The organism is Clostridium sp. DSM 17811 (assembly GCF_018861905.1).
Classification (GTDB): Bacteria; Bacillota; Clostridia; order Clostridiales; family Clostridiaceae; genus Clostridium_AD; species Clostridium_AD frigoriphilum.
Genome location: NZ_JAHLDU010000016.1, coordinates 1 through 15,654, shown reverse-complemented (window position 1 = coordinate 15,654; position 15,654 = coordinate 1). Strand labels below are relative to the sequence as shown.

General features: G+C 31.3%; 19 protein-coding genes. 13 read left to right on the top strand and 6 right to left on the bottom strand.

Going from position 1 to position 15,654, the window contains the following annotated elements:
* Positions 1 to 55 precede the first annotated feature (55 nt).
* Positions 56 to 904, bottom strand: coding sequence for a C1 family peptidase (locus KPL44_RS17390; protein ID WP_216252754.1), 849 nt, complete (start codon positions 902 to 904; stop codon positions 56 to 58).
* A 416-nt stretch (positions 905 to 1,320) separates the two neighbouring features.
* Between KPL44_RS17390 and KPL44_RS17385 the strand changes: the two genes are divergently transcribed.
* The 10 genes from KPL44_RS17385 to KPL44_RS17345 all read left to right on the top strand — a co-directional run bounded on the left by KPL44_RS17385 (position 1,321) and on the right by KPL44_RS17345 (position 5,111).
* The gene (locus tag KPL44_RS17385) at positions 1,321 to 1,539 is read left to right on the top strand and encodes a hypothetical protein (protein ID WP_216252752.1); all 219 of its coding nucleotides are present in this window, start codon (positions 1,321 to 1,323) and stop codon (positions 1,537 to 1,539) included.
* Between the two features lie 15 nt (positions 1,540 to 1,554).
* Positions 1,555 to 1,680, top strand: coding sequence for a glyoxalase (locus tag KPL44_RS17380; RefSeq protein ID WP_216252751.1), 126 nt, complete (start codon positions 1,555 to 1,557; stop codon positions 1,678 to 1,680).
* Between the two features lie 181 nt (positions 1,681 to 1,861).
* The gene (locus tag KPL44_RS25445) at positions 1,862 to 2,044 is read left to right on the top strand and encodes a hypothetical protein (protein ID WP_253201824.1); all 183 of its coding nucleotides are present in this window, start codon (positions 1,862 to 1,864) and stop codon (positions 2,042 to 2,044) included.
* Entirely contained in the window at positions 2,041 to 2,325 is a 285-nt protein-coding gene (locus KPL44_RS25440) for a GNAT family N-acetyltransferase (protein ID WP_331702785.1), read from the top strand. The genes KPL44_RS25445 and KPL44_RS25440 overlap by 4 nt, the downstream gene beginning before the upstream one ends.
* A 186-nt stretch (positions 2,326 to 2,511) precedes the next feature.
* The gene (locus tag KPL44_RS17370; RefSeq protein ID WP_216252749.1) at positions 2,512 to 2,994 is read left to right on the top strand and encodes a hypothetical protein; all 483 of its coding nucleotides are present in this window, start codon (positions 2,512 to 2,514) and stop codon (positions 2,992 to 2,994) included.
* Positions 2,995 to 3,367: 373 nt separating this feature from the next.
* Positions 3,368 to 3,697 (top strand): hypothetical protein, encoded by a 330-nt coding sequence (locus KPL44_RS17365; protein ID WP_216252747.1) that lies wholly within the window; start codon positions 3,368 to 3,370, stop codon positions 3,695 to 3,697.
* Positions 3,698 to 3,935: 238 nt separating this feature from the next.
* Complete coding sequence (locus KPL44_RS17360) at positions 3,936 to 4,262, top strand: hypothetical protein (protein WP_216252746.1); 327 nt, start codon at positions 3,936 to 3,938, stop codon at positions 4,260 to 4,262.
* Positions 4,263 to 4,323: 61 nt separating this feature from the next.
* Positions 4,324 to 4,542 (top strand): endo-1,4-beta-xylanase, encoded by a 219-nt coding sequence (locus KPL44_RS17355; RefSeq protein WP_331702784.1) that lies wholly within the window; start codon positions 4,324 to 4,326, stop codon positions 4,540 to 4,542.
* 24 nt (positions 4,543 to 4,566) lie between these two features.
* Positions 4,567 to 4,803 (top strand): sugar-binding protein, encoded by a 237-nt coding sequence (locus KPL44_RS17350; protein ID WP_216252741.1) that lies wholly within the window; start codon positions 4,567 to 4,569, stop codon positions 4,801 to 4,803.
* Complete coding sequence (locus KPL44_RS17345; protein ID WP_216252903.1) at positions 4,800 to 5,111, top strand: sugar-binding protein; 312 nt, start codon at positions 4,800 to 4,802, stop codon at positions 5,109 to 5,111. Before KPL44_RS17350 ends, KPL44_RS17345 begins: the two co-directional genes overlap by 4 nt.
* A gap of 85 nt (positions 5,112 to 5,196) precedes the next feature.
* On the opposite strand, the gene KPL44_RS17340 is transcribed toward KPL44_RS17345, so the two are convergent.
* The 5 genes from KPL44_RS17340 to pfkB form a co-directional block, all read right to left on the bottom strand.
* Positions 5,197 to 5,325, bottom strand: a complete 129-nt coding sequence (locus tag KPL44_RS17340) for an aspartyl-phosphate phosphatase Spo0E family protein (protein WP_216252739.1) — start codon at positions 5,323 to 5,325, stop codon at positions 5,197 to 5,199.
* Between the two features lie 177 nt (positions 5,326 to 5,502).
* The gene (locus KPL44_RS17335; RefSeq protein ID WP_216252737.1) at positions 5,503 to 6,360 is read right to left on the bottom strand and encodes a cation diffusion facilitator family transporter; all 858 of its coding nucleotides are present in this window, start codon (positions 6,358 to 6,360) and stop codon (positions 5,503 to 5,505) included.
* Positions 6,361 to 6,599: 239 nt separating this feature from the next.
* A complete protein-coding gene (locus tag KPL44_RS17330) occupies positions 6,600 to 7,178 on the bottom strand; it encodes a hypothetical protein (protein ID WP_216252735.1) in 579 nt (192 codons plus the stop codon).
* A 272-nt stretch (positions 7,179 to 7,450) separates the two neighbouring features.
* Positions 7,451 to 9,319, bottom strand: coding sequence for a PTS fructose transporter subunit IIABC (locus tag KPL44_RS17325; protein ID WP_216252733.1), 1,869 nt, complete (start codon positions 9,317 to 9,319; stop codon positions 7,451 to 7,453).
* A 67-nt stretch (positions 9,320 to 9,386) separates the two neighbouring features.
* Positions 9,387 to 10,301 carry a 1-phosphofructokinase gene (pfkB, locus tag KPL44_RS17320; protein WP_216252732.1) on the bottom strand — a complete coding sequence of 305 codons (915 nt, stop codon included), beginning with the start codon at positions 10,299 to 10,301 and terminating at the stop codon, positions 9,387 to 9,389.
* Between the two features lie 382 nt (positions 10,302 to 10,683).
* Here pfkB and KPL44_RS17315 point away from each other — a divergent pair, with 382 nt between their 5' ends.
* The 3 genes from KPL44_RS17315 (at position 10,684) to KPL44_RS17305 (ending at position 15,321) form a co-directional block, all read left to right on the top strand.
* Positions 10,684 to 11,712 (top strand): C40 family peptidase, encoded by a 1,029-nt coding sequence (locus KPL44_RS17315; protein ID WP_216252729.1) that lies wholly within the window; start codon positions 10,684 to 10,686, stop codon positions 11,710 to 11,712.
* 87 nt (positions 11,713 to 11,799) lie between these two features.
* Positions 11,800 to 13,158, top strand: coding sequence for an MATE family efflux transporter (locus KPL44_RS17310; protein WP_216252726.1), 1,359 nt, complete (start codon positions 11,800 to 11,802; stop codon positions 13,156 to 13,158).
* Positions 13,159 to 13,608: 450 nt separating this feature from the next.
* Positions 13,609 to 15,321 carry a methyl-accepting chemotaxis protein gene (locus KPL44_RS17305; RefSeq protein WP_216252724.1) on the top strand — a complete coding sequence of 571 codons (1,713 nt, stop codon included), beginning with the start codon at positions 13,609 to 13,611 and terminating at the stop codon, positions 15,319 to 15,321.
* The last annotated feature ends 333 nt before the right edge of the window (positions 15,322 to 15,654 follow it).

The following is a 15,654-nucleotide window of genomic DNA, read 5'->3' as shown; positions in this document are numbered from 1 at the left end:
AAGTAACACAATACTAATTGAGTTACTTTCACTTTGTTGTTATACTAACAATAATTTATAAAGCATCAGTCATTGTATATGCTTCTATGTTTTGACTCTTTATTAAATCATAACTAATCCATCCATAACCATTAATTCCCCAATCTGTTCCCCATGAATTTATTATTTTAACTGCCCTTTTAGTATCATCATAACCAATTACACATAATGCATGGCCACCTCTACTTGTACCATAAATCTGATTATAAATTGGATTGCTAGCATCTAATTTATCAAAATCTGGATATACTGATATACCGATAACTACAGGGTTACCATTTGCAAGTTGTGCCTTTATTGCACTATAATTGCCATCTGGAAGCTCACTCCAGCTTTCTGCTTTATATTTAGCTGCATTAGCTTTTTGTTTAGCTGTAGGTGTAGTTTTCCATGCATATTCGTTTCCATCATAAGGCATATCAGCTAATGTAGTGCAGCCTTGTGTCTCTAAAATGTTAAATGCATCGGAAAAATTAGCTCCACCACCATCTGCTGAATTATCTGCATGTATTTGACTATATATATATGCTGGACTGAATATATTGGAAATTGTATTTAAAGGCCATTTCCACTCTTGACCCTCCTGATAAGTCTTATCTGCATAACCTGTTGCCCATGTAACACAACTTCCTAAACTTCCTTGATTATCTACTTTAGGAAATTGACTTGTTAAGTCAACTTTTGTAGGCAATTGTATTTTACTATCTGAATCCTCTAACATTTTAATTCCTGGTATTTTTTCATGTAAGTGATTTAACCCTGTTGGATGCAAAATAGCTGCATATGAATTTTGAGTTTGAATTAAAGATCCTAAAACTACAAGTGAACATGCTAAGATTTTGATACTAATTTTGTTGAATTTCATTTTTATACCCCCAATAAATTGTTTTTTAGGACTTCCATATCAATCCTGATGATTAATCTCTATATTATTTAGACAATAGTAACTACTTTACACTCCCACCCCCATTCCATATACAAAGTTTATATGCCTATTAGCTATTTAGACTTTTATATAATAAAAGTAATTATATACCATATTTTAACAGTCGTACATATAAATCTATAATAAAAATTCATAATTACTAAGGTTTTTCAGCATTATGATTTAAACCTACTCATTTGTAAATACATCAAGATTTTAAATACTCCTTATTCTCCAGGAGCAACGCTAGTTGTTTTTAATGAGTTTTTTTGTTCTCTTAAGGAATGTAAAATTACGTTTCATGCAATTTGTATTGTCTTTTTTTGCTAAAACCAGTACAATTTTAATAAATGGATATGGGTAAAATAATGAACTATGCAGTTGCTTTGGGACTTATGGGCATAGGATTACTTGTAGGTATAGAAGGTAATATTAGTCTGATACGAAGTGATATTAAACGTATAAATACAAATGTAAATAGGATTGCTGAACAAGTTGGAGTGCTTGATACAGTAACAGATGAATTAAAGAGTCTAATTTTAGAAGGCAAAAGGATTAAAGCAATCAAAAGATAGAGAGAAGTTACTGGATTGGGATTAGTTGAAGCTAAAGAACAATCATATGGTACAGTTGCAGTATTCAAAGATTTATACGGAAACTTATGGGATTTGGTTCAGTTTAAAGAAAACCATCAAATTGCTAAAAGAGTAAAATAAGTACAATTGAGCAGTAAAGCAAATGAGTGGGATGAGAAACTATTTAAAGAGACTGTAATTCAATTTATGTATGTGGTAGGGGGGATGAGATGTTAGTTCATCAAGGTACAACAATAATTGAAACCAACAGGTTAATACTTCGTTCTTTTGTCATGGATGAGACAACAAATATGTTTAATAATTGGCGGGTAATCCCGAAGAAGCAAAGCATTTATCCTGGCTAGCACATTTAGACATAACTGATACTAAAGGTATTATGCAAACATGGATAGATTCATACGCTTCAAAAGGAACATATCATTGGGGTGTTGTATGTAAAGATAATGGAAATCAGGTTATTGGAAGTATTGGTGCTGTTCAATAAATGATTGTTTAGAACAATCAGAAATAGGCTATTGCATTTCTAGGAAATTTTGGAATGAAGGTATTACAAGCGAAGCATTAGTATCAGTTATTGACTATTTATTCAGTTGTGGTTTTATGAGGATATCTGCTTATCACGATGTACTTAATCCTGCTTCTGGAAAAGTAATGCAAAAATGTGGTATGCAATTTGAGGGCATTTTTAGAAATGCACAAAAAAACAATGTAGGTGAATTTTGCAGTATTGCTCAATATGCAATTTTAAAATCAGACCCAAGGTAATTAGCATAATCTTTACTCATTAATACGCATTTTTCTATTTTCAAGCAATTCGTATTTTTTTTGTTGAAACCAGTACAATTTCAATAAATGGGATAGGGGTAGATAAATACTTTTTTTATATTACGTTAAAATAGTAGAAAATGCGAATTCAGATTAGTTTTATAACACAAATTGGAGGATAGAAGTATGCGATTAAATGTAGGGGAATATATTCTTGATATTAATGTTGAAAAAAATAAAAACTTTTATAAAAATGAAATATATGTTTCAGAAGGATGTGTATGTGATGGATGCCAGAACTATGAACTGGCTGTAGAAAAGGTTTCTCTTGAGGTTAGTAAACTGTTTGAGCAACTTGGTGTAGATATTAAAAAACCAGCCGAGATATGTGTATATTATTCTGATAAAGATATTTTATGTTATGGTGGATTTTATCATATATGTGGTAGGATTATTAAAGGTGAGTCACCTTGGGAAATTATATCAAAAACAGAAAAATCTATGACAAGCCATCTAGTTGAAGATAAAATGATTAGTGTTGCAAATAACTTTAATGTTGCATATAAAGAAGAGTGCTCTTTGGTAAGTGAGAATTTTCCAACACCATGCATTCAAATGGAGATTTTAACATATTTGCCATGGTTATTAGAAAAGCCAAATACATATTGAAATTTCCAAAAGCACAATTTACGCTAATCCAATGGAAGGTCTAATGTATGCCGAAGGTGGCGAACCTTTTGTGAGTCCTAATTTTGTTTCTATTGTGTACACAAAAGACAAGCTAAGCGTGTATTGATATTCTTAATGTAACACAATACCAATTGAAGTAATTTTGCTAAATCTAATTTATTTTCTCCAAAAGCCCTTATATATTGTAAAAGCAATAATAATTAGTGTGATAATTACAACTATATTATATGTAAAAATAACTTCTTATGACAGAAAAAGTACGTTTCATGCAATTTGTATTGTTTTTTTTTGTTGAAACCAGTACAATTTCAATAAATGGGGTATGGGTACAGAACTTTTGGGGGGTGCAAATATGAAAAAATTATTGAAAATTAAAAAGTGGAAATTAATCTTTGCTATTATAATTATAATTGGTGCTTTTAACGCTTCATGTCTTACACCAAAGGGAGCATTAAGAACTTACTTGTTTATTAGTGGTCATCCAATTATAGCTTGTATAACACCAATAAATGATGATGTATTACACAATAAGATAGATAGTAAATACCTTCAAACTGAAAATGCTCATTGTTACGAATTAGTTATTGTTCCGAGAGAAAAAGCCACAGGTGGTTATCTACAGAATTATATAGTTCGTAAAAAAGGGATTTTCTATTTTGCAAAATACTATGGTGAAGCTTAACATTCATAAAGGCCGCTATGGAAGTTTACAGGATGTACTAACAGATACAATAGAAAATTAACAACTATTTTGTCTACTGGATAGCAAGAGGTATAGAATTCGTTAGAGAACCTAAAGAACAATCATATGGTACAGTTGCGGTATTTAAAGATTTATACGGAAACTTATGGGATTTAGTTCAGTTTAAAGAAAATCATCCAATTGCTAAAAGAGTAAAATAAATTTAGGGGGCATTGATTTGATAAGCAGGAGCGTTTTAATTAGAGTATGTATATATATTGCAATGACATTTATTATGATTTTTTTAGAACCAAAGGCTAGTAATGTTTTACTTGGGATTTTATATTTCTTATTTTACATTGTAGGAATATTGGTGTTAGTTAGTTGGAGAACATTTAATTGTATATGGGTATGTGATGAATGTAATGAAAAATTCAAAATTTCATTGTGGGATAGTATTAAAAGTTTTTCTATTTTTAGTCTCAAAAACAAATTATATCATAGAAAAATATATTGTCATAAATGTAACAAAAAAACATGGTGTAGGTGCGTTTTTCAAGAGTAAATATTAATAAAATAAATTCAAGTTAAAGAGGGGAAAAAATGATGAAAGTAAAAAGAATAACATTAGTACCGTCATGGTATGGGGTATAACGGATGCAAATTCACGGCTTTCAGAGTATCAACCATTGTTGTTTGATAGTAAGTTTCAGGCTAAACCTGCTTACTGGGCAATAGTGAACTCAAGTAAAGCAACGCCTAATAGACAATCTTTATCAAGTGCTAAAGGAACGCCATTAATCGGGCCTAATATTGATAAATTATGGACTATGGGACAGACATAACCTGCTAACACAATTTAAAAAGGCGTGGATGGAGCTACCGCAAATGTTAAAACTTTATGGGATGAAAATAATCTGTACATATATGCACAGGTCACAGGTGTAACTCCAAAAGCGAAAGACAGTATAGAGGTGTTTGTGGATAAAAATGATGGTAAAACTACAAATTGTAAAACAGGTTATAAACACTACAAAATGAGTCAAAATAACTCTGAAAGTTCAAGTATAACACATCATCTTATGAAAAGGATGATTCTTAAATAAGAGTTAATTTTGATAATGAACAAAGTTTTGGAGGTACAAAACCTGATGGTTTTAAATCTGCAACAAGTAGAACTAAAGCAGGCTATATAGTAGAACAAGTGATACCACTTACTGCTATTAAACCAGCAGACGGTTCAACACTTGGCTTTGATGTTCAAGTAAACAATGCTGATTCTACGGGAAAAAGAATTAGTGTAGCAGCTTGGTGTGATGATTCAGGCAGTTCATTCCAGAATACATCAAAATTTGGTAACATTGTGCTTACTGATACAAGGACTATAAACAAAGTATCTGCCATTGTAAAGTAAGCTCTGTATTGGCGAAGATTCCAGTGAATGTTCATGAGCTTGGGGGCGGTGCATCTTCAAGTAGAAAAGGCAGCAATGCCTTTTTTTATTTGTTTTCAAAATGATAATGAGAAACAATAAGCTTGTCCAATTCTTGACTGACGAGTATTGTTCTTTCATTCAAAGGTCCTTTTTCATTTATAAGTCTTATAAGTTCATCCCTTAATTCTTCCATAATTTACCTCTTTCTTAATAATAAGTTTTTTTAAACGACATTTACCATGATATTACAACTTTTACACTTTAGCAATATAAAATATAAAAGTTGTAATATTTAGAATATTTAAAAAAAGAGAAAAACAACACAATACCAATTGAGCTGCTTTCACTTTAACTTTATTTGATATTTTTCTTATGAATTTTCTGGTTCTATATGAATCAATACATAGGACCCTCCAGGGAAAATGTCTTTTATTTCTTCTTCAACCTTATCAGAGAGGTTATGGGCATCAACTAGTGAGGTATTTTCAACAACATGCACGTTTACATTAATTTCTCGTGTAGGACCACTTTTCCTTGTTTTTAAACTATGATATTTAGTAATTTCTAGATGAGAGTCAAGTATGTTTAATATCTTTAAAATATCATCATCTGGAAGCTTAGAATCTACTAAATCATTTAAAGATTTTTTGATTAAGTCTATAGAAGTCTTAATTATTAGGATTGCAACAAATATAGCAGTAAGTGGGTCGATAATTGGTATATTTGTTATTTTTAATAATACAAGCCCAAGAAATACTCCAATAGATGTGTATACATCTGTTAGAAGATGCATGCCGTCAGCCTCTAGGGCAATAGAATCTGTCTTTTTTGCTGTTTTTAATAAAATCATTGAAATAAAAAAGTTAACTACGGCGGCAAGTAGCATTACTAATATGCCTGCACCTACATTATCTACAGTTCCGCCTTCAAAAATCCTTTTTATGGCTTGGTAGATAATGAGTGCGGCAGCAAGTAAAATTAATATAGCCTCGACGAAACCAGATACATTTTCATACTTGCCATGTCCAAAGGGATGACCATCGTCCTCAGCTTTTGATGCTACCTTAATGGAGAAAAAAGCAATAAGGCTCGCTAAAAGATCTATAGAAGAATGGATTGCTTCAGAAATAACACTAACGGAGCCCATTAATACTCCAACTACTATTTTAAAAAATATTAACGCAGTATTAGAAAATATAGACAATAATGCGGCTTTTTGTTTATCCATTTTTATTCATTCCTTTCAAAGTAATTTCAATTGATAATTAAGAATAATATTATTATAGTCCAAGATTCCTTTAAAATCAATAATTATAATGGAAATATTTGATAATACTTATTATCAATTGATAATAAAATTTACTTAAAATCATTTCTCAAAGAAAGTCTCCCACTTTTATAAGTGGGAGTTACATGCCCTAACAATTAGAAAACCTCAGTCGGGATATAAATCTCCTTCTAGAGTCGTTAATATTGCAGCGACCCAGGAGATGATTTAATAGGAATATCTTTTTCTTCTATTAAAATGGGCAAAGTTGGTGTTGAACTTTCTAAGTAATCATCATTTTCATAAATATCATCTGTAGTATTAATTTCACTTTTTTTGTTTATAGTTTCTGAATTATTTTTAAAAGTTACTCGTTGAATAAAAAACATAAATTTTGAATTTTCATTTTTTGAATTGTTAATTAAATCTAAATTATTTGGTATTACTCTATTTTCATTCCTAATATTTATTGGGTTGCTTTTAGATGTTTTATTCATATTTTTATTAGAATATGGTCGTTGTAAGAGTTTTAAAATGACGAGAAATTTTGCCATAGTTAATTTATCACAGATTGGAATTGCAGATTCTGTACTTAGCTTATCCTTTGAACTCTTTTCTGTAGATAAGTTATTTGGGTATCTATTTTCTTGTTTGATATTTGCTGAGTTTTTTTTAGCTGCTTTATTAATATTTATAAAACAAGATGGTTGTTGTAACATGTTGAAAATAAAAAAATGCTTTATAAGCCTCAATTTTTCACGGTTATCGTCTGTTTTCATTCATAAATACTCCTTTAATATAAAGTTTGGTATAAGAAATAAAATAGAGTAGACTAGCATAATTATTAGTTACTTTATTTCAGGTACTTAGACCTTATATATGATATGTTAAAAATAAAGGAGTGTTACATTATGTATACTTAATATATAAAGCAAGGTTTAATTTTTCCATAAAGATAGACCCCCTAACCATCATATTTTAATATTAACTACTTGAGTTGATATTATCCATGATGCTTAGGGGGCCTATTAGTCATTAACTTTTAATTATTTTAAATATCTTTTGGTTTTTTTAAAATTCCTAGTATTATGCAGGTTACTGCAGCTCCTATCAAAATCGATAGTAAATAAAGTAATGGACTTCCTTTAACTAAGGCAACTACAAATATACCGCCATGTGGAACTGGCATTCCTATATTAAAAAACAATGAAAGTCCACCAGCTACGGCTGATCCTATTACTGTTGCTGGAATTACTCTTGCTGGATCTGCTGCTGCAAAAGGTATTGCTCCTTCTGTTACAAAACAAGCACCCATTATATAACAACTAAGACCAGTTTCTCTTTCTTGCTTAGTAAATCTATTTTTAAAGAATGAAGTAGCAAGTGCAATACCTAGGGGTGCAGACATACCACCAGCCATTACAGCTGCATGTGGATAGTAATTTTTTGAAGCTATCATAGCAATTCCAAATGCAAATGCAGCCTTGTTTATTGGACCGCCCATATCAACTGCCATCATTCCGCCTAGTATAATACCTAGTAGAACTTTGTTCCCTGTGCCCATTCCACCTAACCAATGTTGAAGTAAAAGGTTAATTTGAACAACTGGTCCATCTATACAAATGTACATTATAGCACCGGTAATAAAAATACCTAAAAGTGGATATATAAGCACCGGTTTTATACTCTCAAGGGCCTCTGGTAATTTTGAAAAAACCTTCTTAAGAAGTAATACTACATAACCACCAAGAAATCCTGCAATAATTCCACCAAGAAATCCTGCATTACTTTGGTATGCTAAGAATCCACCTACCATTGCAGGCGCAAAACCTGGCCTGTCTGCAATACTCATACCTATAAAACCAGCAAGTACTGGTACCATAAGTGCAAAAGCATTATCGCTTCCAACTACCGAAAGCAGTTTAGACAAATATAACAAGTTTGGATTTGAACTCTTTTCGAATATAAATGATAAAGCTATTAATATTCCTCCACCAACAATGAAAGGAAGCATATTTGAAATACCACTCATAAGATGTTTATAAAATCCTGTTTTTTCGCTTCCAGTAGAAGCTTTATTACCACCAGCATTATTATAAACAGGCGCTTCACCATTTAGTGCTTGATTTATAAGTTCTTCTGGTTTTTTAATTCCTTGTACAACAGGAACTATAACTACTTTTTTACCGTTAAACCTTGCCATTTCAACTTGTTTGTCAGCAGCTACGATTATTCCAGTAGCCCTTTCTATTTCATCATCCGTTAATCTATTTTTAACTCCTGTAGCACCATTGGTTTCAACCTTTATGTCTACGCCCATTTCCTTAGCCTTATTCTTTAAGGCATCTGCTGCCATATAAGTATGTGCTATACCTGTAGGACATGCGGTTACTGCGAGTACTAAACCTTTTGAACCTTTTACCTCTACTATTTCTTCTTCCTCGGCACTCTCTTCTTCTAATTTTTCCTCTTCTTGACTATCAATTAAACTTAAAACTTCTTCAGGTGTTTTAACAATAAGAAGTTTTTCTTTGAAATCTTCATTCATAAGAAGAGTAGATAATCTTGAAAGTGTTTCCAAATGTGTATTATTAGCACCTTCAGTTGCTGCAATCATAAAAAATATGTTTGCAGGAGCATCATCTAATGAATCAAAATCAATTCCAGCTGTAGAACGTCCAAAAGCTAATGCTGGAGTTTTTACAGCCGCAACCTTTGCATGAGGGATAGCTATACCTTCCCCAATTCCAGTTGAGAAGTCTGCTTCTCTTTTTAAGATTGCTTTTTTATATTCTTCCTTGTCGTTTAACATTCCAGCACTATCAAGTTTATTTACTAATTCATCAATTACCTCTGCTTTACTATTAGACTTTAAATCTAGAATAATAGTATTCTTTTTTAAAAGTTCTGTTATTTTCATATTTTTCCTCCTGTGATAAATACAAGCTTAGTTAGGTTATATGAACAGGTCAATTAATAACTAGATATTAATCTAATTTATTTACAATTACCTGCGCTAAATAATGCTCAATATCTTCTTTTTTACATAAATCCTTTGAAAATGCTGTAGCACTTCCAGATGTAGCTCCCCATCTAAATGCTTCAATTAGATCATTTGACCTTGAGTACTTAGCTAAAAATCCTGCAATAACTGAATCTCCTGCACCAACTGAATTCTGTACTTTTCCTTTTGCTGGTGTTGCATGATAAACTCCACTTTCACAAATTAGAAGAGCTCCTCTTTCTGCCATAGATATAATTACATTCTGTGCACCCATAACAATAAGTTTTTTTGCATATTCAATAATCTCATCTGTATCTGTAAGTTCTTTATTAAATATTTCACCTAGTTCATGATTATTAGGTTTTATTAAAAATGGTTTATTCGGAAGCGTTGCGACTAAAGCATCACCTGTAGTATCAACTACAACTTTTACATTATTAGAAGCACACTTTTTTTGAAGCCTAGCATATATGTCCGTTGGAACAGACTTCTGAACATTTCCTGACAATACTAGATAGTCATCTGAAGTTAAACCTTCTACTATTTTAAATAACTTACTTAAGTCCTCATCTTTTATAATTGGACCAGCTCCATTGATTTCCGTCTCTTCTTTAGATTTGAGTTTAACGTTTATTCTTGTATCACCACTTATCTCAATAAAGTCAGTTTCAACACCTTGAGACTCCAATGAATCAATGATGAATTTTCCAGTAAAACCTCCAACAAAACCTAAAGCCTTAGTTTTTATTCCAAAATTATTTAAAACTCTTGATACATTTATACCTTTTCCACCAGCAAATTTTTCTTCACTGGCAACTCTATTAATTAATCCTGCTTTAAAATCATCCACGGTTATAACATAATCTATAGCTGGATTAAAAGTTACTGTATATATCATCTTTTCGTCACTACCTTTTGTATTTATTTTTAACGTCCATATATACATGATAATATAAAACCAGTTCTTAAACAACATATATGTTCATATTCGGTCATGTTTTATTTACGTTTCACTAGAATTCGATCATATTCGGTCATGTTTTTTTGCGTTTCATTAGATTTAGACCATATTTTAACAAAAAATACAATTCTAGAATGAAGATGTAAAAAGAAAAAAACTGATATAGAAGAGGTAAAGGTTAATATTTTTAGAAAATATAATACAGAAATATGATATAATTTACATATATAAAATTTGTTATAAATACTTTAAAGTTATATAATTAAATAAGTCATTTTGTAGGAATTAGGAAGAGAAAATTACATATAGGGGGATAAAAATGAACAAGAAAATCGGGGTAGCCATAATGGCACTTGTTGTAACTATGAGCGTTGGGTTTACTAACGTATACGCAGATCCTGCGTCAGATAAGATAAAAATTCAGCAGATTCAAACTAAAAAAAATAATCTTGTAATTAAAGTAGAGATTACGGACAATCAAATTGAAGCAATTATATCTAAAATCAAAATTAATGAAAATAATATATCAAAAATACAAAAAGATATTAAACAAGACCAAATGAATATTTTAGATATAGAGCGTAATATCAAAGCAGAACAGATACTTTTTAATAAAAGAATGCGAGCAATGTATATGGGTGGCTCATCAAGCCTTATAGAAGTTATCCTAGCTTCAAATGGCATAAATGATTTTATATCCAGAGTAGAAAATGTAAAAATGATAGAAAAATTTGATCAAAATGTTATTAGTGATTTAAAAACAAATGAGGCAGAGATTAATTTGAAAAAGGTAGCACTAGATACAAAAAGTACAAAGTTGTTATCTTTAAGAGTTGACAATAAAAAGAAATTAGCTACTTTAACAAAACAAAAAACAGATCAAATTGTATTGGTAACACAATTAAATGCTGAGGAAAATCAATATGGTTCACAAATGGTAACCGATCAAGCTGGCATAGCAAAAGAAGTAGCTCTAGAGAAAAAAACAAATGAGGCTATATTTTCTTCTAATCCAGTTTTAGCATATGCTTCAGATTTTCTTGGTATTCCTTATTTATGGGGGGGAACAAGCCCTACAGGCTTCGACTGCTCAGGTTTTACACAATATGTATTTGGACACTTTGGAGTAAACTTACCAAGGGTTTCAGAGGATCAACAAAATGTAGGAACACTTGTATCTAGAGCTGATCTTAGGCCGGGAGATTTGGTGTTTTTCGGAACTCCTGCTCATCATGTAGGAATATATATTGGGAATGGAAACATGATAAATGCACCTCACACAGGGGCTGTAATAAGAGTTCAATCACTTAATAGTGATTTTACTTATGGACGTAGAGTTACCCCGTAAAAGAGAGTGTTAAGGTAAGTACTATAAAATCCGATATACATAATTAAAGGATGGAATTAAACAGAATATTAACGGAGGGCAATTTTTATGATACGAGATTTAACAAAGGGCAGTCCAGCTAAAATTATTTTAGTTTTCACACTGCCGTTACTTATAGGTAATATTTTTCAGCAATTTTATAGCTTAGCAGATACTTTGATTGTGGGACGTACAATGGGAATTAATGCTCTAGCAACAGTAGGCTGTACAGGGAGCATTATGTTTCTTATACTTGGATTTTCACAAGGATTAACTGCTGGATTTTCCATAATCACAGCTACCTGTTTTGGAGCTGGAGATAAACAGGGGGTAAGACATAGTTATGTAGCAAGTATTGTGCTAAGTTTATTAATCACAATGGTGCTTACAATTGTAAGCGTAATATTTGCACGACCAATTTTAGAGATAATGCATACACCACCAGAAATAATAGAAGGTGCTTATAATTTTATAATTATAATTTTCTGGGGCATTATAGTGTCAATGTTATTTAACTTGTTTTCTAATGTTATGAGAGCTTTGGGAGACAGCCGAACACCCCTAATATTTTTAGTTATTGCTAGTGTTTTAAATATAATTTTAGATTTCGTATTTATTTTAAGCTTCAATATGGGGGTTGCAGGAGCTGCCTGGGCAACTACAATATCTCAAGGAATTTCTGCTATATTATGCTTTAGGCATATCATGAGAAATATGCCTATTTTAAAACTACACAGGAGTGATTGGCATTTAACAAAAAAAATCATATGGGAGCATTTAAGAATGGGTCTTCCTATGGCATTTCAGGCTTCTATTATAGCAATTGGTGCAATTAGTGTTCAATTTGCACTAAATAATTTAGGCGAACTATCCGTAGCGGCATACACTGCAGCACAAAAAATTGATACACTAGCAATTCAACCTATGATGTCATTTGGTATTACAATGGCCACATTTGTAGCCCAAAATTATGGTGCAGGTAAAATAGACAGAATCCGTATTGGTATAAAGCAATGTAGTATCATATCAGTAGGTTTTAGTATTATTGTTGGTCTGTTCAATATTTTAGCTGGTCGTTTTATGATATTACTTTTTGTAGGGGATAATCAACCCAAAGTAGTATCTCTTGCACAAACCTATTTAAACATAAATGGATCAATGTACTTTGTGTTAGCGCTACTTTTTATTTACAGATATAGTCTTCAAGGATTAGGACAGAGTCTTGCTCCTACTTTAGCGGGAGTTATGGAACTAATTATGCGAATCTTTGCTGCTATTATTTTATCAAAATACTTAGGTTTTACAGGTGTCTCCATGGCAAGTCCTCTTGCATGGATTGGTTCTTGTATACCTTTAGCAATTGCTTACTATATAACTCATAAAAAATTGTATGGAGTGAATAAGCCAATTTGTATAACCGAAGGATAATTTACATGTCTTTTTAATTATGATAGTGAATTTAAATTGTAAAGCTATGAATTTCCTCATATAGAATAAACCCTATGCTATAAAAAAAAACTGAAATATCTAAAAAAAACATAACTAACAGGGGTTCATCGCCCCTCGTATCCACCAGTGAAACCTACAATTAATTAATAAATTAGTTGTAGGTTTTCTTATGTTTTATGAAAATAACACAAATTTTTTTCTAAAAATCAATTAAAATTGTATTTAGATAGGAATAAATATATGCATTTATACAAATACAATACTTGCTTTTACAAAATTGCAACTGTTTTACATAATAGTAAAAAACATATGGGTTAAGAATATAATTTAACACTCGATAGAATAAAAGAGAATGAAATTATATTACAACACAGTACTATATAATTATGTAGAATTAAATATAAAAAAAGTTAACAGGGGGAATTAAAAATGTTAAAGAAAATGAAGATATCGCAAAAACTATTTGCAACTAGTATAATAAGTGCTGTATTTCTACTTAGTGTTGGTGTCCTTGGTCTAAGGAGCATGAGTACTATTAATAACAATGGTAATTTTATTTACGAAAATAGTTTAATTAGGCTAGAGAAGATATATACAATCCAAGGTAACAGCTACAAAGAAAAGATAGATTTAGAACATGTGCTTAATGTTAAATTTAAAAATGAAATGGCTCATATGAAAGATGACATGAGTAAAATGTTAATTGAGAATACTAAACTCTTTACTGAGTACGAGAAGATACCTTTTGCTAATGATAAGGAGAAGCAAAACTATAACAAATTGAAAGCTTCATTACCAGCATACTATGAGTCCTTAAATAAGGTAGTAAGTTTGGCCGAAAGTGGTAACTACGCAGAAGGTACAAGAGTTTACAAAAATGAGTATGGTTTACTTAGAACACCTGTAAAAGATGGTTTGTCAGCAATAATAAAAGAGAATACAACCTCAGCTCAAAATAAATGGAATATAAATAAGTCTGTATTTAGTAATTCTTTTAGATTGTTAAATGTGATAATGATAGTAGGAGTAATAATAAGTTTCGCATTAGGAATAAATTTGGCGATATGGCTCGTAAAGAGAATAAATGTTGTTGTGAAGTTTGCGGATAATCTAAAAGATGGAGATTTAACACAACAAATGAAGATTACTGGAAGTGATGAATTAGGAAAAATGTCTACTTCTTTAAATGAAGCTGGAGAAAATATAAAAATATTAATTACACAAATAATGACGGATGCCTCGAGTATCAGTGCTACGAGTGAGGAACTATCTGCAACTACAGAAGAGATATCATCGAAGATGGAAATTGTTAAGGAATCAATAATGCAGATTTCAAGTGGGTCACAGCAACTAAGTGCTACTACAGAAGAAGTAAATGCGACAGCAGAAAATATTTCACAAAATGCACTACAAGTAGCAAAAAAGGCAAGCGATGGGACTAAGTCTGCAAAGGAAATAGAGAAAAGAGCTGCTGAAATTAAAGTAAGTGCAAATGAAAGTTATAAAATAGCTAATGAGGTATATGATATTAAGCAAAAAAACATAATCAAAGCAATAGAGGAAGGTAATGTTGTCCAAGAGGTAAAGATAATGGCGGAGGCAATAGGAGATATTGCGGCTCAAACTAATCTTCTTGCTTTAAATGCAGCTATAGAAGCGGCTAGGGCTGGGGAACAAGGTAAAGGATTCGCAGTTGTAGCTGATGAAGTTAGAACACTTGCAGAGCAATCAACCGAAACTGTTAAAAACATTCAAGAAGTAACAGAGCGGGTAGAAAAGGCTTTTCAAAATCTTTCGGGCAATGCAAATGAGGTACTTGAATATATTGAAACTCAAGTTAAACCAGATTATGAAATGTTAATAAATGTTGGTAAGCAGTATGGAGAAGATGCTTCTTTCTATAATGGGTTATCTACAGATATTATGACTTCAATGGATGATGTAACAGAAACCATTTCAGAAGTTAAAAATGCAATTGAAAACGTATCCTCAATTGCGGAAGAATCGTCAGCTAGTTCACAGGAAATACTAGGGAGTATAAGTGAAACTAATTCAGCAATTCACGAGGTTGCACAGGCTGCTCAGAGCCAAGCAGAACTTGCTGAAAAACTTAATGAAATGATTCAAAAATTTAAAATATAACTAGATCTATTTACTACCGTCTATTTTTTTATGAAAACTCGTAATAATTGAATATCCAAGTATTAATGGGAAGACCCATATAAAGCTTTGATTGCTAGTTAATAAAATACCAATAGGATATGCTAATATATTTCTTACTAATTGATTACTACTATAGTATATGAAAACAGCAAGTGAAAAATACAATGAGGGAAGCCCCATTAATAAGAATTTAGGGACATTCATTATGATATGCTCCCCTTATGGTAGACAGTTAAATAATAAAACTGTTTACTATAAGGAGAGCTATTTTTTATGGGAAGAAAATCAATTATCTCAGACCAACAAAAAATC

Bases quoted from the DNA above. Each gene is read 5' to 3' on its own strand.
- KPL44_RS17390 (WP_216252754.1), bottom strand. From the start codon at position 904: ATGAAATTCAACAAAATTAGTATCAAAATCTTAGCATGTTCACTTGTA.
- KPL44_RS17385 (WP_216252752.1), top strand. From the start codon at position 1,321: ATGGGTAAAATAATGAACTATGCAGTTGCTTTGGGACTTATGGGCATA.
- KPL44_RS17370 (WP_216252749.1), top strand. From the start codon at position 2,512: ATGCGATTAAATGTAGGGGAATATATTCTTGATATTAATGTTGAAAAA.
- KPL44_RS17365 (WP_216252747.1), top strand. From the start codon at position 3,368: ATGAAAAAATTATTGAAAATTAAAAAGTGGAAATTAATCTTTGCTATT.
- KPL44_RS17340 (WP_216252739.1), bottom strand. From the start codon at position 5,325: ATGGAAGAATTAAGGGATGAACTTATAAGACTTATAAATGAAAAAGGA.
- KPL44_RS17335 (WP_216252737.1), bottom strand. From the start codon at position 6,360: ATGGATAAACAAAAAGCCGCATTATTGTCTATATTTTCTAATACTGCG.
- KPL44_RS17330 (WP_216252735.1), bottom strand. From the start codon at position 7,178: ATGAAAACAGACGATAACCGTGAAAAATTGAGGCTTATAAAGCATTTT.
- KPL44_RS17325 (WP_216252733.1), bottom strand. From the start codon at position 9,319: ATGAAAATAACAGAACTTTTAAAAAAGAATACTATTATTCTAGATTTA.
- pfkB (WP_216252732.1), bottom strand. From the start codon at position 10,301: ATGATATATACAGTAACTTTTAATCCAGCTATAGATTATGTTATAACC.
- KPL44_RS17315 (WP_216252729.1), top strand. From the start codon at position 10,684: ATGAACAAGAAAATCGGGGTAGCCATAATGGCACTTGTTGTAACTATG.
- KPL44_RS17310 (WP_216252726.1), top strand. From the start codon at position 11,800: ATGATACGAGATTTAACAAAGGGCAGTCCAGCTAAAATTATTTTAGTT.
- KPL44_RS17305 (WP_216252724.1), top strand. From the start codon at position 13,609: ATGTTAAAGAAAATGAAGATATCGCAAAAACTATTTGCAACTAGTATA.